Consider the following 20154-nt stretch of genomic DNA (forward strand, 5'->3'; position numbering starts at 1 on the left):
CCTGTCCTCCAGTGAGGGAGCCGAAACCGAGGCGATGCGCACGGCGGCACAGCGGGAGAGCGGACGGAAACGTCCGCGGCCGCGTCGTAAAGCTACGCATCCGGCGGCCCGGGGTCGTCCCCGTACGGTGGACATTCACCGGTAGCTCGCACGGAGGACAGGCGCGGTCCGCGGGCGAGGGCCGTTCCGGCGTGGCGCGGTGCGGCCGCTACGCTCGCCCAATGATCGACCTGGGGCGGGTCACGGACCGGTGGCGGCGATGCGGTGTCGTGGTCCGGGATCTGCCGTTCGGACTGCTGCTGGTCGCCGTGTCACTCCTGCCGGCGCTGCACGGCAAGGGGACGCAGGTAGGCGACCTGCCGATCCGCTCCTTCGACGCGCTGGCGCTCGTGGCGATCGCCCTGGAGTCCCTTCCGCTCGCCGTACGCCGGAGATGGCCGGCCGTCTGCCTCGTCCTGGTGTCGCTCGGCTTCGTCCTCGACCAGCTCCGCGCCTACCACGTGCTGGCGAGCAACGCGATGCCCATCGCGCTCATCAGCGCGGCCGCCCACCTGGAACGCCACCGGCGCGTCACCGTGGTCCTCCTCTCCGCGGCGTACGTGCTGCTCGCGCTCGCGCTCGACCGGCTCGGCGCGGGGGAGAAGGTGGAGGGGTACGTGGTGTTCTACCTGGCCCTGGCCCTCGCGTGGGGCATCGGCGTCCGGTTGCGCTCCGCCCGCGCCGCCGAGGCCGAACGCCGCCGCCACGTCGCCGAGGCCACCCGCGCCGCCGAACGCACCCGGATCGCCCGCGAGCTCCACGACGTCGTGACCCACCACGTGACGGCGATGGTCGTGCAGGCCGAGGCCGCCCGCTACCTGACCGCCGCCCCCGACCGCCTCGACGCGACGCTGAGCGCCGTCACCGACACCGGCCGGCGGGCCATCACCGACCTGCGGCACATGCTCGACCTGCTCAAAGCCGATCACGACACCGACATCGGCGTACCGGCCGCCGGGGGGCTCCGCACGCTCGTGGAGCAGACCCGCCGGGCCGGGCAGCCGGTGGAGTTCACCGAGGAGGGCGGTCCGGCCGAATCGGCGGGCAGCGCCGAGTTCGTGGCCTATAGGGTCGTCCAGGAAGCCCTGACGAACGCCCTCAAACACGCCCACGGCAGCCCCACCGCGGTCCGGGTGCGCTACGGCGAGAAGGAGATCAGCGTGGAGGTCAGCACCGACGGACCCGGCTCCGGGACCGCTTCTCCCGGCGGGGGCGGGCGGGGCCTGGCCGGGCTCCGCGAGCGGGTCGAAGCCGTCGGCGGCCGGTTCAGCGCCGACCGGCAGGCGGGCGGCTTCCTCGTACGGGCCCGCATCCCCGCGGGGAGCCGGTCGTGACGGCGCCGGTCCGGGTCCTGGTCTGCGACGACCAGGAGCTGATCCGCACCGGTTTCGCGACGATCATCGATGCGCAGCCGGACCTGGAGGTGGTGGGCGAGTGCGGCGACGGCCGTGCCGCGGTGGATCTCGCCCGCCGGCTGAGCCCCGACATCGTGGTGATGGACGTGCGGATGCCGGAGCTCGACGGCATCGAGGCGACCCGCCGGCTGGCCGGCGCCGGGGTGGCGGACCCGGTCAAGGTGCTCGTGGTGACGACGTTCAACCTGGACGAGTACGTCTACGAGGCGCTGCGGGCCGGTGCGAGCGGGTTCCTGCTCAAGGACGCCCCGCCGGCGCAGCTGCTGCACGGTATCCGCACCGTCGCGACCGGCGCCGCGCTGCTGGCGCCCGAGGTGACGCGGCAGCTCGTCGGCAGGTACGCGGCCCGCATCCGCCCCGCCCAGGCCGCACCGGGCGAGACCGCGCTGACCCCGCGCGAGCTGGAGGTGCTGCGCCTCATCGCCGACGGCCGGTCCAACAGCGAGATCGCCGCCGCACTGGTGATCAGCCAGGAGACCGTCAAGACGTACGTGTCGCGCATCCTCACCAAGCTCGACCTGCGCGACCGCGTGCAGGCGGTGGTCTACGCCTACCGCAGGGGCCTGGTGACCTGAGGCGCACCGCCCGGGAACCCCGGCGGGGCGAACGCCGCGGACGCCGGGAACCGCCCGAGGCAACGCCTGCAGGCCGAGCTCGAATCACCGGTTCCGTCCCGGACCCGCCTCGTGGAGGAGTTGTCATGAACGCGATGGAAGAGCTGCAGGCCGCGCGCCGGCGCGCGAGAGCGTGGTCGTCGAGCCGGGCGGCGTGCAGACCGGCCGGGTGCGGCGGAGGTAGGACCAGGCGGCCACGCCCAGGGCGATGCCGTACACGGCGAAGGCGCCCAGCCCGATCCAGGTCACCAGCAGGGCGTCCCCCGGGGTGGGGAAGTCCCCTCGGGGGACGGTGACGGCCCCGAAGGTGCCCAGCGCGGCGTAGACGAGCCCGATCGCTCCGTACGGCGCGAGTGTGGCGGCGCCGATCAGCGCGGGGGCCAGCGGCAGCCAGCGGGGCACCCGCCTGCCGCGCAGGACGAGCGTCCACCGGGGAAAGATCTGTCCCCACGGCCGGACCAGGCCGAATATGAGGAACACCCCGAGCGCGGCCAGCAGCGCTGTGGCGTCGATGCCCCAGCGTTCGAGGGTGAGCATCACCCCGGAGGCGCCGTTGCGCTCCATCGTCACCAGTGCCTGCGCTCCGCTGACGCCGGCGAAGGTCCCGCCCAGCGCCCAGGTCGTCTTCACGGCCGCGTACGGCAGGAACGCCGCGGCACCCGCATAGGCCAGCATTCGGACGCGCGGCGGCGCGGGGGCGGGCTCCGGTCCGGTCCGCGCGGTGGGGGAGGCGTGGACGGCGCCGCATCGCACACAGGCGCCGGAGGAACGGTAGGCGCGGGTCACGGCGATGAGCAGCATCACGCCGATCGCGGCCAGGGCCCGGTTGGCGGTCGCCGTCCAGTTGTCGACACTCTGGGCGAAGACCAACGTGACCACATCCATCAGCAGGCCGAACGCGGCTGCGCCGGTCAGCACGCACAGCACGGTCAGCAGGACGGGGATGACCGGGCGGTGAACGCGCCGGCCCCAGGGCCGCACGGCGGCCAAGGTCACCGCCGCCGCCGAGGCGGTCACGGCCACGATGATCCAGTTCAGGCCGACCGGCAGCGGCTCGTCGGCACGGTAGAACACCGCGGTCCCGGCCAGCGCCGAGACCAGGCCGAACCCGCCGTACGCCACCGCCCAGCCGAGGGCCGCATACCCCGCCCATGACGACCACCGATGCCACCGGTCGGACGCCGGCCCGTTCACCGTACGCGTGGGCTCACTCATGATCCGACCACCGGAGCGTCGCCGTGGTGCGCGGTGTGTTCGCCATGCTCGCGCACGCTATGCGGAGGCCCCTGTGGTGAAGCTGAGACGGGCTGAGAGGGCGCACAGGAACCTTCTCCTGTCGCGGATCGCCATCTGATGGCTCTCTGTTGGAAACCGTCCTCTTCGTCCTGCCGGACCGTGTCATCGCGTGCCGTACGGTGCCGTACCGCGGCAGGTGACGATCACCGAGCAGACACGGACCGCATCACCACGCGCAGATGCCGACCGGGGCCCGGTGGCCGGTGCCGCCCGCATGCCCTCCGTTGAAAACGAAAAAGTAGTTCGTTCTGCGAATTTGTTACCCTTGGCGGGTGAGCAAGCATGTCGACGGTCCGATCGGGGTGGTGGCCGGGCTGGTGCGGTCCGCTTTTCTGGTGGACGCCGTGTACGCAGAATCCGCCCGCGAGTACGGCCTGACCCAGCAGCAGGGCCAGCTGTTGTGCGTCCTGATGCCGCGGCCGTACGGCATGAGCGAGCTGGGCGCGGTGCTCGGTCTGGCCAAGTCGAGCCTGACCGGCCTGGTCGACCGCAGCGAACGCAACGGCCTGGTCCAGCGCAAGCCCGATCCGCACGACTCCCGCGCGGTGCGGGTGGCACTCACCGGGCGGGGGGCCAGGCTGGCCGATGATTTCTACACCGAGACCTGCCGCCGCATCGAGGAGCTGACCGCCGGGTTCGCGCCCGGGGAGCGCGACACGCTCGCGGCCCTGCTCGGCCGCGTCGTGGAGGACAACAAGGTGCCCAGCGTGTTCATGGAGCCGGACCGCCCGCACTGACCGAAAAAGGGGTTTCAGTTCGTGTCACGAACTAATATTGTTCGTGACACGAACTGCAACCCCTTCGTTCCGGCCGAGACGGTCTCGGCCTGCAAGGGGGCCGACCTGTTCACCGGCCGCTTCACCGAGCGGTTCGGCGCGGCCTGAGAAGGTGCCCTGCTTCGGCTCCTCCGACTTCGCCGGCCGGCATCCGGCTCGGGCACCGGAAACACGCGCCCGGTGAACACTTCTTCGAGAGGTTGAGCGATGTCCGCACATGACGCCGTCTTCGGGTTCGGCACCCATTCCGACATCGACGACATCCCCCGGCTGCTGCGCATGACCCGGCAGGCCGACCGGGACGGGCTCGATGTCTTCACCTTGTCGGACCATCCGTACATCGGCGGGCGCGTGGACGCCTACGCCGCTCTCGGTTTCATCCTCGGGCGCACGGAGCGCATCGCGGGCTTCGCCAACGTCACCAACCTGCCGACCCGGCCGGCGCCCATGCTGGCACGGACGGTGACGTCGTTGTCGGCGCTGTCGGGCGGCCGGATCGTGCTCGGCATGGGAGCGGGCGGGCTGTGGGACCGGATCTCCGACATGGGAGTGCCGCGGTGACGCCGTGGACGCCTTCGAGGAGGCGATCCGGGTGAGATCCGCACCGTCTTCAACCTCCCCGGGAACATCACCGACCGGCCGCTGACCGCCACCCGCGACCGCGACGGCCGCTGGCTCGGCGGCTCCGTGGAGCAGTGGGTGGAGGAGCTGACCGGGGCGGTGCTGGAGTACGGCGCGTCGGGATTCGTACTCTTCGCGGCCGGACACGGCGCCCCGGACCTCACCGCCCTGGCCCGCTGGGCCCGGGAGATCGCTCCGGCCGTACGGGAGGCCATCGCGAAATGACGCGCCGGCCGGAGGGCCCATCCGGCGTGCCGGCCAGGGCGGTGCCGTAGGAGCGCTGACCGATCTCGTCCGCGCCGGGCTCACCGAGAAAGGAATCCCTCCTCCCGGCCATCGGTGAAGCATCGTGAGCCGCCCTATTCCATCGACGATTCCGTCGGTGCGGTGCGGCAATGCACACAGTGGCCCGCGCGCCGGTAGTAGTACGCGAGGGCCGAAAGACCGAGCGAGACACCCCAGACGAGAAACGACGGGATGGGCAGGCCGAAGATCGGCCCCATTCGATGGCCTTCGATCTCAACGGTCAGGCCGTTGGCGACGAACTCGGGCAGGCCGCGCGCCCAGGACAGGCCGACAGCGGTGACGCCGACCGCCGCGAGGCCCGCGGACGCCACAGGAAAGGCCACCGGGACGGGACGGCCGGCGAACCCGGGAACCCAGCTGGGCCAGACCTCCCCCCAGCGTCGCACCAGCCCCACGGTCAGGACGGAGCCGGTGGCGCACATTCCGACGAGGACGAGTTCCATGCCCTTGGCGCCTGCTCCGCCGTTGGCGGACTCCATCTGCCGCAGGAACTCCGGGGGAACACCGAGGGGAAGGTCCAGCACCCAGGCCAGCCGTACCAGTGCATAACCCCAGGGTGCGGCGGCGGCGACATACGTGAGCGTCCGTCCCCGGCGCAGCAGCCATGCCTCCGCCCGCCCCCGGCCGCCCCCGGCCCCGCGACCGCAGTGGGCGCACGCCGATCTGCTCTCTCGCTGATAGGCCAGCGTGGCACCGGCCCAGAGGAACCCTCCGGCCATGAGGATGAGGAAGTTCACCATCGGCCAGTCCATCTTGTCGAGCATCAGGAAGACGAGCGGGAACAGCGCGACGGTGAGCGCGCGGATCTCGGGCAGCACCAGCACCAGGAGCGCGGCCATGCCCCAGCCGAAGAGAAGCAGGACCGCCCGCGGCCGTTCCGCCTGCTTGGACATCGCCCAGCCGACCACCACACCCGCCGCCCCGAGCACGGCCATGATCGAACCGGTGACCGGCGCCGTCGCCTCGGCCAGCAGCGTCCCCCGGCCTTCGGCGTTGACGTCGCCGGCGCCGAAGGGGAAGCCCATGCCGCCCAGCGCCCAGAACACGCCGAGAACAGCGTAGATCGCTGACCAGAGCCACGCGGCGCGGATGGCCCATATCGGCCACCGGCTCCACGCCGACACCGGTGTCCGCTGTGTGATGGTCATGATCGGGGCCCCTTGTCGCCGGTGACATTCCACGGCAAGGATGCGTCCGGCCGAAGGCGTGGCACATCCTCCGCCACGGGGAGGCGCCTCCCCTCCCGGGGGGAGATTCCGCGACGCCGGCACCGGCCTACTCGACGTGTCCCGTCTCCCAGGCCCAGGCCGCCAGCTCGACGCGGTTCCGCGCGCCCAGTTTGCGCTGGACGCTCTGTACGTGGGTCTTCACCGTGCTGGGTGCGATGACCATGGACCGGGCTATCTCGTCATTGGACTGTCCGCGCGCCAGCAGGCTGAGCACCTGCTTCTCCCGCTCGGTCAGAGGTTCGCCGGTGAAGGTCCCGGCGGTGCCGGTCCTCCGGGCCAGGTGCCGCAAGAGCCGCACGGTGATCGAAGGGCTGACGAGGGCGTCACCGGCCATCGCCGCGTGCAGGGCCTCGATCAGCAGAGCCGGGCCGCCGTGCTTGAGCACATAGCCGCAGGCACCGTTCTGAAGAGCCGCGTAGACGTAGTCGTCGCTGTCGAACGAGGTGAGGATCACCACCCGCAGGGACTGCTGGGAGAGCAACTTCGTGACCTCGATACCGTCCAAGCGGGGCATCTCGATGTCGAGAAGGACGATGTCGGGACGGAGCCGCCGGGCCGACTCCACCGCCTCCACCCCGTCGGCGGCCTCGCCCGAGACGACGACACCGTGACTCTCCAGGATCATCCGCAGGCCTGTCCGGACGATTTTATGATCGTCGGCGATGAGGACGCGTATCTCCGGCTCAGTCATCGGGCAGCAGTGTATCGACCGGGATCTCGGCCACCACCTGCCATCCGCCGCGGGCGAGTGGAGCGGCGGCGAATCGCCCGCCGAGCGACCTGACGCGTTCCTCCAAGCCCGCAAGGCCCAGCCGGGTGGTGGAAGAGTGGGCGGGGGCGCCGCTTCCCGGCCCGTTGACGACGCTGATCGTCACGTTCGTACCGGCTCCGGCGACCTCCACCTCGACGGACCCTGCGTCAGGAGCGTGCCGGCGGACGTTGGACAGCGACTCGATCACGATTCTGGAGACCGTCGTACCCAACCGTCTGGGCAACCTCTCCGCCAGCCCCGGATCCATCCGGAGCGTGGCGGGTACGGTGCCCGGTGCGGCGAAGTCCTCGACGATTCGGGGGAGATCTCCGAGGCCGGGCATCCCCTCGTCCGTCGCGGCACCGTCGCCCGTTGCGGCGCCGTCGTCCATCTCGTGCAACGCTCTGACCGTGGCGCTCAGCGCAGCCAGGGCCCGCCGGCCGGTCAGCTCGATGTGACGCAGCGTCTCCCTCTCCCGGCCGGACACGACCTGGCCCACCTGCGCGTGGACGACCATCTCCCCGAGGTCGTGCGCGATGAAGTCGTGCAGGTCCCTGGCGAGGTTCAGCCGCTGGGCACGCCGAGCGCCGATCACCGATCGCAGGCGCTCGGAGTCCAGCCGGCGCAGGTACATCCCGATCACCGCCGCCCCGCTCGCGCCCAGTCCCCAGAACGCGCACAGTCCCGCGGCTTCCAGCGGCGACGGGGCCGGGACCACACGCAGGATGATCAACGACTCGGCCAGGCCGCCCACGAGCCCGGCGGCCACAGCCCGCCGTACCGGCACGCCCCTGATCACGACGATCATCATCAGCAGCAGGGCGAGCGTCTCCATGTACGCCCAGGCGCCCGCCCCGTCGCCGTACCGGTGGGCATGAAGGACGCTCACACCCGCTGAGGCGGGTGCGATCACCGACAGGACGAGGGCGGCTCTGCGCCGGACCCGGCGCAGTGCGATGACCACCGCGGCCGCCGAGCACGTCACCACGGCCGACGCGATGGCCACCGGCGATGCGCCCGGTGTGATGAGCCGGCCCGCGAGCACACATACGATCAGTGCCGCGATGATCGCGGCCATCCGCGTCCGTGTGGTCCAGTGCACCTTACGAGCCTACGGGCGGACCCTCTGATCCCGGACGGCGCTCGGTGATCACCGCCCGCTCGCATCAGGCTCGGCGCAGACCGGGGCATGCCCGTGAGGAAGCCCGTAGCCTGTCGCCGCACGCGGTACCGGCCGCTGCCTCCGGTGCGGCCGGGCGCATCCGCCGCAGGCGTCGGGCCGGCCGTCGCCGCCGTCTCCTACCAGAACCGGAGCCGGCCCCTGTGCGTCCCGGCGGATGTGCTGCCGGTCGGCTAGCCGCCGAGGAATCCCTCGATCGCCTCGGCGAAGGTCTCCGGAGCGGTGACCCAGGGGTAGTGCGCCCCGGGCAGCACGATGCCGGTCCCGCGCGGGAAGAGCCCGGCCAGCTCGGCCGCGTGCTCGGGCGACGGCCCTGGATCCTGCTCTCCCGCGATCACCAGGACCGGCGCGGTGATCTTCGCCAGGCCCGCTCGGGTCTCCTCGGCGGTGGGCATGCCGGTGTGGAAGCGCTCCGCCGCCTCGACCGAGCGTTCGGCGAACCGTGCGGCGTGCGCCTCGGCGGTCTCGTTCCAAGGGCTGTAGAAGAACGGCTGCGCACTCAGGCGCCGGCTCTCATCGCCCGCCTCCCATGCCCTGAGGTCCGGCAGCCTGCTCTCGTACCAGCTCTCGCCGGCTCGGCGCTCGATCTGGGCGTACCACTGCTCATCGGTTATCTCGATCCCCGCCGGGTGCACGCTCGGTGTGACCAGCACCAGGTGCCCTATCCGTTCGGGATACCGGGCCGCGTACAGCAGCGCCAGCCCTCCGGCCGCCGAGTGCCCGAGCAGGTCCATCCGCTCGAGCCCCAGACGCACACGCAGCGCCTCGACGTCCGCGACCATGCGGTCCATCGCGTACGTGCCCGGATCGAGTGGCGCCGCGGACTCGCCGGTTCCCCGATTGTCCAGCAGGAAGAGCCGGCGCCGAGCCGCCAGACCGCCGAGATCTCCCAGGTACCGCGAGGACCGTCCCGGCCCGCCCGGCAAGCAGACCAGCGCCGGCCCTTCCCCCCGCTCATGACAGACGAGCACGGTGCCGTCATATGACGTGAAACTGATCATCTTCTCATCCCCGGCACGCCGGCCCCGACAGAGTTCGAGAACACGACCATCGTGGCATGGCGATCCGGAGGCGCGATTCCACAGGACCCGGAGCGGACCAGCGATTCCACAGGACCCGGAGCAGACCAGCGATTCCACAGGACCCGGAGCAGACCAGGACCTCCGCGGAATCCGGAGCGGACCAGCGATTCCACAGGACCCGGAGCAGACCAGGACCTCCGCGGAATCCGGAGCGGACCAGCGATTCCACAGGACCCGGAGCAGACCAGGACCTCCGCGGAATCCGGATCGGTTCATGCTCGACAGGTCCTTCCGGGATGGAGCCCGTCCCACCGGGGAGGATAGGGCTGGCCCTACCCCGAGAAGCCTGCCGACAGGATCGATCTCCCCTGACCCGGGCTCATAGCGTTGCCCCCATGAACCTCCTCGTGCGTCGCATCGGCACCGACACCCGTTACCTGCTCCTCGGTCTCCCCCTGGCGGTCGTCGCCTTCTGCCTGATGGTCACCGGTTTCTCCCTCGGCGTGGGAACGGTGGTCATCTGGGTCGGGGTGCCGATCCTGGGAGCGTCCCTGATGCTCGCCCGGGGCTTCGCCGATCTGGAACGCCGGATGCTGCCGGAGGTGCTCGGCCACCCGGTGGCCCGGCCGCGCTACCGGCCCGCCCCGCAGAACGCCGGGACGTTCCGCCGGCTGGTGAACCCGCTGACCAACGGCCAGTCCTGGATGGATCTGCTGTACGGCATCGTGAACCTCCCGGTCGCCGTCGTGACGTTCTGCCTCACGGTGACCTGGTGGGCCGGGGCGATCACCGGGCTGACCTACCCGGTCTACGGGTGGATCCTCGAGGGGATCCCGGACAACAGCGGCCTGGCCGAGTTGCTCGGCTTCGGTGACAGCGCCCTGATCGGCGTGGTCATGACCACCGCGATCGGCGTGCTGTTCGCCATCACGCTGCCGGCGGTGATCCGCGGCGCGGCGCTGGTGCAGGCCGGGCTCAGCCGGGCCATGCTGACCGGGGTCGCCGAGCCGTACGAGCACATCGGCGACGAGGTTCTCGCCGGTGAGTCCCCGCGCGCCTTCGCCGACCGGCCCCGTGAGCCCCGCGCCGCCTTCACCGCCTGAGAGAGGCCACCGCGTAGCCGCCGTCCTGGCGCCGGACACCGTTTCGGAAGTCATCGCGGGGCGCTCGACCTGCAGGCCGATCTGGTACGGCGGTGCGGGCAGCGGCCGTCGCCGAGGTCGAGGTCGAATCCGTCGGCGGCCAGCTCGGTCAGGAAGGCGGCGGGATCCACGAGCTGCTCGACGTGGTGGGCGCCGGCCGGCAGGCCGGGCAGGCGGCCGATGAGCAGGGCGGCCATCCGCCCGGTGGCGCGGCTCTGCCGCCGTCCGCTGAAGGACGCCTGGACTTCGCCGCAGCGCACCGTCACGGCGAAGCCGTCATCACCGACACGGACCGCACCGAGAGCGGCCGGCAGCAGTCGGCGGACCCGGGGACGGCGCAGCAGGCGGGCGACGGCCGGCCTCCCGGCCACCGACAGCAGCCGGGTGAGCAGGCGAGAGTCCAGGCACAATCCGGTACGGGCCGCGCCCAACCCGAGGGTGGCGGGCAGGGTGTACTGGTCGGAGAACGGGAAGCGGTGCACGGTGCGCTCGCCGTACGGCTCCGGGAACCGCATCGTCCACGAGCCGTCCAACCGCCCGAGCCCGTCCAGCGTCCAGGCGAGCGCGGCGGGTCCGTGCGCCTCACCCGAGCCGAGCAACGCGCCGATGAACAGGCCGTCCGCCGCCGAGTGCTCGGCGCAGAAACGTGCCAGCAGGTTGGTGACACCGGGGATGAGGCCGACGCTGAGCGCGAGGGTGGCGCCGTGTTCCCTGGCCGCCCCGTCCAGTCGCTGCAGGCCGGTGAGCAGCGGGTGGGAGGCCGTCACGTCCACGTAGCCGATGCCGCGCTCCACGCAGGCGCGGGCGACGCGGACGTTGTCGGTCTCCGCGCACATGAGAACGGTGTCGGCTCCGTCCAACGCCCGGGACAGATCGGCCGGGTCTGCGGCGTCCACGCGCACCGTCGTGGTCCCCGGGATGGGCGCGGTCTTGCCCGGGTTGCGCCCGGCTACGACGACGTTCGTGCCGGGACGGCCGACGAGCGCGGCGGCGGCCTCGCGGCCGACCGCGCCGTAGCCGCCCAAGATGAGGACGGTGTTCATCGGCGGTGCGCTCCCTGCGGTTGCGGCGGGGCGGTGGCCGGGTCGGCGTCGGGGCGGGTGAACATGACGAGGGTGCACACGGCCCCGAGGACCGCCAGGCCGGCGGCGATGGCGAAGCCGGCCCTGAGGCCGTCGGCGACGTCTCCTGACGAGCCGGTCCACGCGGCCGCGGCCGGCAGCACGCCGGTCAGGCCGAGCGCGGCGCCCACCCGCGCATTGGCCACGGTGCCCGGGCGCACCTCGCGCTCGGCCAGCAGCAGTGCCGTGAGTCCACCCGGGCCCCATGTTTTTATAGTCATACTACAAGAATGTTTCTATAGTGACGCTATAGTCAAGTCGTGAGCGAAACACGACGACACCGAGCCGGCCGCGCACCCGCGAAGGAGGACGGGCGCACGGCGCGGGCCCGATCCACCCGCGCCCGCATCACCGCCGCCGCCACCGACCTGTTCACCACGGCGGGCTACACCACCACGAGCATCGCCGCCATCGCCGACAAGGCCGGGGTGAGCGAGCAGACCGTCTACTACGCCTTCGGCACCAAACGGGCCATCCTCACCACGGCCCTCGACCTGGCCATCGCCGGCGACGACGAGCCCATCCCCACTCTGGAACGCCCCTGGGTCCGCGACGCGCTCGCCGACCCCGATCCGCTCCGGCAGCTGCGCCGCCAGGTCGCCGGCGCCGGAGACATCTACCTGCGTGCCGCGCCCCTGCTCGACGTCGTGCGCAGCGCCGCCACCACCGATCCCGACCTCGCCGAGGTCTGGACCGTCAACCTCCGGCAACGGCTCACCGTCCAGCGCGTCTTCGCCGACGCCCTGGCCCGCAAGGCGGCCCTGCGCGACGGGCTCACAGCCGAGGCCGCCGCCGACATCGCCCTGGCGCTGCTCTCACCGGAGACCTACAACCTGCTCGTCAACGACCGCGGATGGACCCATCAGCGGTGGCACGACTGGGCCGCCGACGCGCTCGCACGCCTGCTCGCCACGCCGGACCTCCACGCCTGAACCCCGCTCCGCCGAACCCGGGAAAGCCACGCTCCATGCCCGACGTGCGTGTTCCTCCGAGGAAGGCGTCATGGAACGACACCCCGATCGCACCCGCGTCCGTCTCGCGCCGAGGTCCAGACACCACCGAGGCCGTTCCGGCGGAGCAGTGCCCAGGTCGGCGGCCAGTTCCGCGGCGCTCGCGAGTTCGGGGGCGCTCGCAAGGTCGGCGGCGAGTTCGGGGGCGCTCGCAAGGTCGGCGGCCAGTGCCCCGCGGCCGGCCGCGGACAGTTCCAGCGGCGCCCATTCGGCGTCGGTGAGACCGGTCAGGTAGGGGCGTCGGGGATCGGGCATGAGAGCCTCCCCCGCCCGGCAACGCACACCCGCAGGCAGCTGAACAGCGACGCGAACGCCAACTTTTCAGACACCCTCTACTTGACCTGGACGGATGAATTTTCGGCACCCGCAGTGCTGGAGAAACTCGTTCACGCGTTCATCGACGTCATGCTTCCTGTGGAACGTGGTACAGGGTTCGCGTTGACGCGAACCAGGCACGGTCGATGAACCGGCCGGTGATCCGTCCTGCCATGCACAAGTAGCGGTCAAAGGTTTCAGCGTCGCTGATTTCGCCGATGAGCTCCAGCCCGCTCGCGTGCGCCTCGAACTCGGGGACCTCCATCCATCCCCCGGGGGAGGAAGGAGGGAATATATCTCCACAGTATTCCCTGTCATAGGTGTACAGCAGTTTGCCGGGATCGGCCTCTTCCACATAATAGGCTTCGAGTACGCGTTTTCCGTCTGCGCTCAGCGCCTCTATCAGATGTGGCGGCACCGTCACACCGCTGACCGTGAGGATGGCCGACCAGCCGGCCGAGTGCTCTCCCACCCAGACGATGAGTTTCTTCGGGTCGTCATCGTATGATTGCATGGCTGTCTGAAAGTCACACAACGTGCCGTCTCGGGGATCGACGCCCAGCCGTCGGGCGATCTCGTTTCCATCTTCCGTGTCCGCCCATTGGCAGCTGAACCAGGATTCCAGTCCGTGTTCGGCCAGTAGATCCCACTGGCTTTCCTCAGGAAGGGCGCGATCGGGTTTCTGCATCATTGGCCTCTTGTTGGTTGGTCTGCGGACAGCGGGGTGCCGACCGTATATGACTAACGCCCTGTACCGTTTCAAGAGTCATCGCAAGGTGCTCGACCTGTAGATCGATCCGAGGCGGCGGTACAGGCAAGGTCGGTTCTTGTCCCAGTCCGTCTCCTGTATCTGATCATGATTCGCTTGTTCGGCCGGCTGGTGGAAGCCCTCCGCTTACACGACAACTGCGCCCGGGGCAGGCGGGATCCTCCGGACGGAGGCCGCGAGCCGGTCAGCCGACGCGGAGCCAGCCCTCGGTGTCGCGATCTGTACCGCGCGCGGATGCGGACTCCTCCGCAGTCGCGATGCCGACGGGAAGCCGGGCGCGGATCCGCTCGACCGCCCCCTGGATGAGGCCGTATGAGCTGCGCGGATGTATTTTCGGCAGGCGCACTCTTGACCATTCCCCGCCAACGGTCGGCGGAGGTACCCCACTTCGATGGAATGCCAGGTCAAGCTCGGTGTGATGAGTTTCGGTGCGGTACGGGTGAGCTGCCGTTGGTGAGCCCGGTGTCGGCCAGCATGCGCTGGGGGGTTTCCTCCAGTGAGCTGTCCGGGCCGATGATCTGCTCGCAGCCGTCGTCGAGCAGGTCCAGTGGGCGGAACCATTCCCGCATCTCGGTCTCGCCGTAGGCGGAGGCCTGGGGCTTGGCAGCGTGCCGTCACAGGGTCTCGGCGAAGGGCACATCCAGGTAATAGCAGTGACTGGAGCCCAGATGATCGGCGCGTAGCGTCTGCAACATCGCGCCGTACCGGTCGGCGTACAGGATGCCCTCCAGGACGACGTGGTAACCGCTGTCCAGCGCGTAGCGGACGACCACGTCGATCAATCCGATGTTGGTCGCCCCGGGCAGGTCCCGCTCCCTCAAGATGTCGCGGCGGATGACGATCCGCATGTCGCCCTCGGGCTCGGCGGGATCGGGCGGCCTGCTGGCCCGCGGTGCGGTCCCCAACAGGGCGAAGATTTCGGCAGGGTATTGAGCGGCTTGTGGAGAACCTCATCTCCCGGCGACCTACAGGCAGGTCCGATGCGACCGTCTCACGCCGGGCTGATCGTTTGCAGGAGGCCACGTGCCTCCTCGGCCGGGCGGCTGCGGCCCTTGCGCGCGGCCAGTTCGGCCAGCCCTGGGACATCGGCCCGCGCTCCGGCGAGGGCGGCGGCTTTGACCGCGACCGCAAGCACATCGGCAAGACCGGTGGCGGGCCGGTCTCCGGCCGCGGGCAGCAGGGCCGGAAGCGCGCGGGCCAGCATCGCCCACGTTTCGGTGTGCGCACCGGACAGCGTGAGTTCCTCCAGCGCCGGCGTGATCCGGTTGAGTTTCACGGCGTCCAGGCGGAACAGCTGCTCCAGTGCCCGCCCGAGATCGTCTGCGGGCAGTTCCCCGCGTGCGGCGAGGATCTTCGCCGCGTCGGTCGCCTGCGCCCGGAGGGCGGGCAGTTTATGCCCCATGCCCAGGACGATCGCGCTCGCGGTCGACGCTCCGATCGGGCCCTCGCCCCGGACCAGAGCGGGCAGCACGTCCACCTGGGCGTGGCCGTAGCGGATGTCCACGGCGAAACACTCCAGCACGTGCGCGGCGATCACTTCCCGATGGGATGGCATGATGGCCGGCCACCACACCATCTGGTCCGAATGGCCCGCGAACCACTCCTTCGGCTCGAGGGTGCACAGATCGCGGATGGGCTCCGGCAGGTCCTGCGCCGGTGCCATGCGGGCGTGGAGCTCGGTGACGAGGGCGTAGTTCTGATATCCGCCCAGGTTGCGCATCATGCTCGCCGGGCCGTACGTCATGATTGGGTCGGTCAGCCCGCCGCTGCGCAGCCACGCCGTCAGCTGCTTGCCCGCTGCCGACGTGAGCTTCTCGGCACGTGCGAGTGCCGCGGGATCGATGTCTCGGGGCAGGCGGAGCAGGGCTTGGCAGAAGTCGAGGGGCAGCGGTTCGTTGTCACCGAGGCGTTCCAGTCGGCCGACCAGCGTGTCGGCGTCGAGGTGCCCGGTGGGAGCGGTCGGCGTGGACAGCAGCAGCGGAATGGTTCGGCCGGCCTCGAATAGGGCGATGACCTCCCGGAACCGGTCCCGGACGAACCAGTCGAGCACGGTTTTGTAGGGAGGGTTCTTCGCGAGGTATTCGTCGATCCGGCGGGAGAGCCCGGCACTGGACGAGGGCGACATGACAGCGAACGCACAGAGGGTCAGCAACGAGTAAGGGTCGTAGGAGGTACGGCTGTCAGCGTAGAACGAGTAGGCGTAGTCGAAGTTCCCCCATCTCTCCCGCCACGGTGACCGCAGAGCCTCGGCGGTGGCGGCGTGGTCGCGGTGGGTCAGCCCGACCAGTGCGGACAGGATCCGCTCGTACCGCATAGGCCCGTACGTCCAGTCCAAAGAGAGCAGCTCATCGGCCAGTTCCGTCGCCGAGCCGATCGGCGGCGGCAGGTCGGGGAGCGGAGCCACCGGCGGCAGGGATCCGGCCACCGGGGCCTGCGACGGCATCGGCTCGACTTCACCGAAGACGTCGGCGATCCGGCCGAGCGGCTCCGGCGGAAGGACCGCTGCCGCCTCCCGTACCACGTCCCTGGCCGCCTGGCTCGCGTGCGGTGCAAACTTGAGCGCCAGCCGTACTGCTCGGTCACGCAAGGCCGGGGTGTCCTGGATGAAGATCTGTGCGAGCGCCGCGAGCGAGCTGTCGGCGCGTTCCGGCGCCGCCTGGGTGATCCACCGTAGCGCGGCCGTGACGTGCTTCTTCTCCGGCCGGAACGCCAGAGCGTAGACCGCCTCGGCGAACAGGTCGTCGTCGAGCCCCGTCGCCTCATCGACGCGGCGGAGTTCGTCGGTGGCCAGCTGCGCGAGCTGGGAGGTGGCGATCGGAAGCACCCGGACCAGATCCACGATCGGAAGCTCGGCGAGCGTCGGTTGCAGTTCCTGCCACAGGATCACGAATCCTCCGGCATCTTCCGCCCCGCTGCTGAGGAACCGGGCGGCGCATCCGTCCAGCAGCATCTGCCGGTCCACTCGCCCTTCGGCCGCCAGGTCGGCCAGCGCACCGATGATCGAAGGAAGTCGACTCCCGGTGTTCCGCACCCAGTCGTACGCCAGGGCATGAGCGACGTCCGCCGCACGGAACAGCCGGGGCACCATGACGTCCAAGAGCGGATGATCGCGGACCACCTGGATCTCCGCACCTGACCAGAGTCTGTGGTGCAGGTCCCAGACCCAACCTGCCACGAAGGCATCGTTCTCGGGAGGCTGGATCCCTGTCTCGATCACCAGGCTCGCCGCCAGCTCCCAGCCAGGTTCGCCCTGCGACCGCGACTCGGCTCCGCGCCCGCCTGGGCGAAGCCCGGCGACCAGCCGGTGGGCCAGGTCCCGCCGCCATTCTTCCTTCCGGTCGCGGAGCAGTCGCGAAATGAGTTCGGCGTTCGCCCTCGGCGAGGGCACGGTACGGAACTCCCGGCGATTGAGCCACGCCGCCACCTGCGCGGCTCCGGGCAGGCAGGCCGTGCCCACGACGCGGAACGCCTCGGCCTGATTCATGACCTCCCAGCGGGACCGAGTGCCGCTACGCAGTCGCTCGGTCAGGTATTTCGGCAGGTGCGTGGCCACCGCCTTACGAGCCGATACGTCAAGCTCTGCCACGAATGCCCGCAACTCGGCGGTGCTGCCGGTCTCAGCCTCGATCCGTTGCCGGATCTCATCCCACGGATTCACGCCCGCACTCCCACCGGGGTCGCCTGCATCGGCAGGTCGCCGGGGAACTGCGGACGGTTCACCAGGCCTTGCCGGGTCATCCTGGCCGACGTGGAGAGTTTCGGATGACCCGATGGAAGACCGACCTCGGAGGATCGGGGATGGGAGTACACCGGCACCGCATCAGACATGCGTGGCACGCTATCGATCAACACCGACAAACCGGACCACGTCCGGCGAAGAGAGGTAGAGGTCTTCGGAGTGCTTCGGACTGGCTGGATTCTGGGCGGACCGCTCTGACGTACGTGGGAGGACTTCCGCTCGCCGTTCCTTGCGGAAGCAGCCGAGCGGACAGGCCGGGACCTGCTCACGGTCGATGTGCATGTGCTGCGCCGTCATGAACGTGCGCAGCGGGCCGAGTGCGCACGTGCCGACCGGTGCTGGGACGAAGCGGGATACGTCTTCACCCGCCACGACGGTGCTCCGGTGGCGCCGGACTATCTCACCGCTCGGTTCCGGAGGCCGGCGGATACCAGCGGGCTGCCGCCGGTGCGGCTGCACGATATTTCGACCCGGCGATTGGCCGGATGCTCTGGCCAGATGCATCGGGAGCATTCCGCATATGTGCCGGATCTTCATCCGAGCGGGTCTTCACCGATAGGGCTCAAGGTGGTCGGTGGACCCGATCAGGGCAGGGCCACCATAACGAGCGGCAGGCAGGTGAACACCCGTGGCGCGTTCGGCGAGGGCAAGAGCCCGTGAGATCGGGTCATCGGGAAATTCGAGCGGGTCGCCGTCGTTCAGGCCGAGGTCCTCAACCTCAGCGCGGAGCCGGTCAGGATCAGATCCCTCCCGGAGGGAGTAGGAGTACAGATCGAACGTGGTGACCAACTGACCATCGACACAGTAGGCGAAGTCCTTCCTCTTGATGGTCGCGATGACTGCGGCGGCGGATGTACCCGCAGACAGCCGGCCGGCCATGTCGTAGATGATCCCCGCCCAGCCGCACTCGATCAGGACGGTCCCCCCACGAGCGGCATAGGCCGCGACGCCGAATCCGGAATCCTCCAGAGGACCGGGAGCGACGCCGATCCGCCGCAGTGCCTCTTGAGGGGACAAGCCCTGTACGAAAGTGGCGTAGAGCCAGGTCTCGTCAACGCCGTCGGTGAATTCCCGGTAGAGCCATTCGTAAGTCGCTGCCGTTGCACCACTCATCCCCATGCCCTCCTGAAGCCGTATCGCAGCGATCATGACAGAGAGAGCCGATGAATCCGTTCGTGGTTCCTGCGCGGTCAGCTTGAGAAGTCTCTAGCGATCATGACCTCTGAGCTGGGGAAGCGCTGACCTGCGGGGGAGCGCTTCGATTCCCCCTGGTTCCCCGTGAGCCCCCTTTGATCACGCTTCTGACGGGCACACAACGGGCACGGAGGTAGCCTCGTCACGGGTGGTCTCCGGCATTGCGCCGCCCCTCCCCGCAGGGGTACGGCTCGGCGAGCTGAGCCGTAGGCGATCGGGCACGACGTCGGGACGCTGGATAGCACCGGAGACCATCCTCTTCCCGCACATTCCCGCCCGGACTGATCTTCCCGTCTGCCTCGTCCCACCCGAAGGGCAACGGGCCGGCGACGGAGAGGCAAGCCCGTCTTCGCGTGTCCCTTGCCGGCTGATTTCCTCGATCATCGGATGCCACCGGTCACAGACGGGCTTGAGCCGGAGGAGTCGGTCTGCTGGGCTCCGCCTGGGACGTGGCAGGCGGGACGATCAGGCTCCACCTCAGCCGCTTACGGCTCTACGGGCTCGTTCGGACGATCATCCCGGAGCCGGGCGCCCCCGCTGGAGGTTGGGACTTTCCGCTGTTGATAGATGGTCAGGGCCGCGGCGGCGATGACGAAGCCGATGCCGACGATGGCCAAAGCCGCTAGCTGACCCGAGGCGAACGCAATGAAGCCCGATGTGCCCAAGGTGAGAAGTCCCAGGCTCAAGAGCGCCAGGAAGCCGTAGGACATGTTCTCTGGATCACTCATGCGGGTGATCGTATGGGGTGCCGCGTTGATGGCGACAGACCGCGATGAGGAATCGCATGGGCGGCCTGTCCGGTTGGCGCGGGGTTGGGCGGTGGCGCGGCCTCGGTGCGGCGGGTTGCAAGGGAGCGGTGGGCGCTGGGTGCGGCGCGCGGCCCTGTGTCCCGCGCCGTCCGGGAACGGCGCCCACGCCGCACGCCAGGACGGCTGGCGGGCGCCGGAGTCCACGCTCCGGAGGTCGCCGAGCGAGCCGGCCACGGGGTGGACGTGCTCCTTCGGGTCTACGCCAAGTGCATCGACGGGCAGCACGAGACGGCCAACAAGCGGATCATGGAAGCGCTCACGACGTGACAGCCGTGACGGCGGAACGCGGTGAAGGACCTCGGGCAAGCCTCGGGGTCCTTCACCATGTGCGGGGGCTGATCCTGAGGTCGGGTGTGGATCTCCTACGTGATCTCGTAGGTCAGCACCGACTTGGGGGGCTTGGGCAGTGCTTCGGGAGCGCGGATCCTGCTTCGGAGACGCGCGGAACCGTTCCGGCGGCTCCCGGAATCCGGGTGCTGACCTGGACGGACGGGCGCGGTTCCATTCCGCGTATGTTCCGCGACCAGTGGCAGGCAGCTGCATCCGGCTGCACTCGACTGCATGTGCCGGGGGAAGTGACCAGGAACGAAGGCCCAGGTCAGAGCCTAAGTTCCTGCTCACGACTGGTAGGGCGCCTGGGACTCGAACCCAGAACCTACGGATTAAAAGTCCGCAGCTCTAACCATTGAGCTAACGCCCCGCTGGAGACAGGGTACAGAGGATAGTGACCGTTGGTGTTCGTCGCCAGGCCTGCGGCAGGTCGCCTGCTCGCCGGAGAAGCCGGTCGTCCGCGAGGCCGTTCTTCC

The 20154-nt window shown here is 69.9% G+C and carries 20 protein-coding genes and 1 tRNA gene; 8 read left to right on the top strand and 13 right to left on the bottom strand.

Going from position 1 to position 20154, the window contains the following annotated elements:
- The first annotated feature begins 221 nt into the window (after positions 1-221).
- Together IEZ07_RS25535 and IEZ07_RS25540 are read left to right on the top strand one after the other, a co-directional pair.
- Positions 222-1373, top strand: coding sequence for a sensor histidine kinase (locus tag IEZ07_RS25535; protein ID WP_191897067.1), 1152 nt, complete (start codon positions 222-224; stop codon positions 1371-1373).
- The gene (locus IEZ07_RS25540) at positions 1370-2029 is read left to right on the top strand and encodes a response regulator (RefSeq protein WP_068902705.1); all 660 of its coding nucleotides are present in this window, start codon (positions 1370-1372) and stop codon (positions 2027-2029) included. The genes IEZ07_RS25535 and IEZ07_RS25540 overlap by 4 nt, the downstream gene beginning before the upstream one ends.
- Before the next feature lie 123 nt (positions 2030-2152).
- Here IEZ07_RS25540 and IEZ07_RS35955 read toward each other — a convergent pair whose 3' ends face one another.
- Positions 2153-3283 (bottom strand): hypothetical protein, encoded by a 1131-nt coding sequence (locus IEZ07_RS35955; protein ID WP_204054551.1) that lies wholly within the window; start codon positions 3281-3283, stop codon positions 2153-2155.
- A gap of 353 nt (positions 3284-3636) precedes the next feature.
- Here IEZ07_RS35955 and IEZ07_RS25550 point away from each other — a divergent pair, with 353 nt between their 5' ends.
- The 4 genes from IEZ07_RS25550 (at position 3637) to IEZ07_RS35970 (ending at position 4986) form a co-directional block, all read left to right on the top strand.
- Positions 3637-4101 carry a MarR family winged helix-turn-helix transcriptional regulator gene (locus tag IEZ07_RS25550; RefSeq protein WP_191897068.1) on the top strand — a complete coding sequence of 155 codons (465 nt, stop codon included), beginning with the start codon at positions 3637-3639 and terminating at the stop codon, positions 4099-4101.
- A gap of 21 nt (positions 4102-4122) precedes the next feature.
- Complete coding sequence (locus tag IEZ07_RS35960; protein ID WP_275413856.1) at positions 4123-4248, top strand: hypothetical protein; 126 nt, start codon at positions 4123-4125, stop codon at positions 4246-4248.
- A 99-nt stretch (positions 4249-4347) separates the two neighbouring features.
- The gene (locus tag IEZ07_RS35965) at positions 4348-4701 is read left to right on the top strand and encodes an LLM class flavin-dependent oxidoreductase (protein ID WP_239320477.1); all 354 of its coding nucleotides are present in this window, start codon (positions 4348-4350) and stop codon (positions 4699-4701) included.
- A 138-nt stretch (positions 4702-4839) separates the two neighbouring features.
- Positions 4840-4986, top strand: coding sequence for a hypothetical protein (locus IEZ07_RS35970; protein WP_301549350.1), 147 nt, complete (start codon positions 4840-4842; stop codon positions 4984-4986).
- A gap of 134 nt (positions 4987-5120) precedes the next feature.
- On the opposite strand, the gene IEZ07_RS25560 is transcribed toward IEZ07_RS35970, so the two are convergent.
- The 4 genes from IEZ07_RS25560 to IEZ07_RS25575 all read right to left on the bottom strand — a co-directional run bounded on the left by IEZ07_RS25560 (position 5121) and on the right by IEZ07_RS25575 (position 9228).
- Positions 5121-6215 (bottom strand): hypothetical protein, encoded by a 1095-nt coding sequence (locus IEZ07_RS25560; protein WP_191897069.1) that lies wholly within the window; start codon positions 6213-6215, stop codon positions 5121-5123.
- A gap of 127 nt (positions 6216-6342) precedes the next feature.
- Positions 6343-6987, bottom strand: coding sequence for a response regulator (locus IEZ07_RS25565; protein WP_191897070.1), 645 nt, complete (start codon positions 6985-6987; stop codon positions 6343-6345).
- Positions 6980-8149: a sensor histidine kinase gene (locus tag IEZ07_RS25570; protein WP_191897071.1), complete on the bottom strand. Its 1170-nt coding sequence runs from the start codon at positions 8147-8149 to the stop codon at positions 6980-6982. Before IEZ07_RS25570 ends, IEZ07_RS25565 begins: the two co-directional genes overlap by 8 nt.
- Before the next feature lie 251 nt (positions 8150-8400).
- A complete protein-coding gene (locus tag IEZ07_RS25575; protein WP_191897072.1) occupies positions 8401-9228 on the bottom strand; it encodes an alpha/beta fold hydrolase in 828 nt (275 codons plus the stop codon).
- 416 nt (positions 9229-9644) lie between these two features.
- On the opposite strand from IEZ07_RS25575, the gene IEZ07_RS25580 reads away from it, so the two are divergent.
- Positions 9645-10352 (top strand): sensor domain-containing protein, encoded by a 708-nt coding sequence (locus tag IEZ07_RS25580; protein WP_191897073.1) that lies wholly within the window; start codon positions 9645-9647, stop codon positions 10350-10352.
- Positions 10353-10402: 50 nt separating this feature from the next.
- Here the strand turns inward: IEZ07_RS25580 and IEZ07_RS25585 are convergent, their stop codons facing one another.
- Both IEZ07_RS25585 and IEZ07_RS25590 read right to left on the bottom strand, forming a co-directional pair.
- Entirely contained in the window at positions 10403-11434 is a 1032-nt protein-coding gene (locus tag IEZ07_RS25585) for a saccharopine dehydrogenase family protein (RefSeq protein ID WP_191897074.1), read from the bottom strand.
- Complete coding sequence (locus tag IEZ07_RS25590) at positions 11431-11733, bottom strand: hypothetical protein (protein ID WP_191897075.1); 303 nt, start codon at positions 11731-11733, stop codon at positions 11431-11433. Before IEZ07_RS25590 ends, IEZ07_RS25585 begins: the two co-directional genes overlap by 4 nt.
- A 39-nt stretch (positions 11734-11772) precedes the next feature.
- Between IEZ07_RS25590 and IEZ07_RS25595 the strand changes: the two genes are divergently transcribed.
- Positions 11773-12444: a TetR/AcrR family transcriptional regulator gene (locus IEZ07_RS25595; RefSeq protein WP_191897076.1), complete on the top strand. Its 672-nt coding sequence runs from the start codon at positions 11773-11775 to the stop codon at positions 12442-12444.
- Positions 12445-12925: 481 nt separating this feature from the next.
- On the opposite strand, the gene IEZ07_RS25600 is transcribed toward IEZ07_RS25595, so the two are convergent.
- The 6 genes from IEZ07_RS25600 to IEZ07_RS25625 all read right to left on the bottom strand — a co-directional run bounded on the left by IEZ07_RS25600 (position 12926) and on the right by IEZ07_RS25625 (position 20048).
- Positions 12926-13528 carry a hypothetical protein gene (locus IEZ07_RS25600; protein ID WP_191897077.1) on the bottom strand — a complete coding sequence of 201 codons (603 nt, stop codon included), beginning with the start codon at positions 13526-13528 and terminating at the stop codon, positions 12926-12928.
- Between the two features lie 692 nt (positions 13529-14220).
- Complete coding sequence (locus IEZ07_RS35975) at positions 14221-14511, bottom strand: P-loop NTPase family protein (RefSeq protein WP_204054548.1); 291 nt, start codon at positions 14509-14511, stop codon at positions 14221-14223.
- An 86-nt stretch (positions 14512-14597) separates the two neighbouring features.
- The gene (locus tag IEZ07_RS25610) at positions 14598-17264 is read right to left on the bottom strand and encodes a hypothetical protein (protein WP_191897078.1); all 2667 of its coding nucleotides are present in this window, start codon (positions 17262-17264) and stop codon (positions 14598-14600) included.
- Between the two features lie 630 nt (positions 17265-17894).
- Positions 17895-18494 carry a DUF6461 domain-containing protein gene (locus tag IEZ07_RS25615; RefSeq protein ID WP_191897079.1) on the bottom strand — a complete coding sequence of 200 codons (600 nt, stop codon included), beginning with the start codon at positions 18492-18494 and terminating at the stop codon, positions 17895-17897.
- A 530-nt stretch (positions 18495-19024) separates the two neighbouring features.
- Entirely contained in the window at positions 19025-19267 is a 243-nt protein-coding gene (locus IEZ07_RS25620; RefSeq protein ID WP_191897080.1) for a hypothetical protein, read from the bottom strand.
- 705 nt (positions 19268-19972) lie between these two features.
- A tRNA-Lys gene (locus tag IEZ07_RS25625) sits at positions 19973-20048 on the bottom strand.
- Positions 20049-20154 lie beyond the last annotated feature (106 nt).

The sequence above is a fragment of the Planomonospora parontospora genome (assembly GCA_014647935.1).
Lineage (GTDB): Bacteria > Actinomycetota > Actinomycetes > Streptosporangiales > Streptosporangiaceae > Planomonospora > Planomonospora parontospora.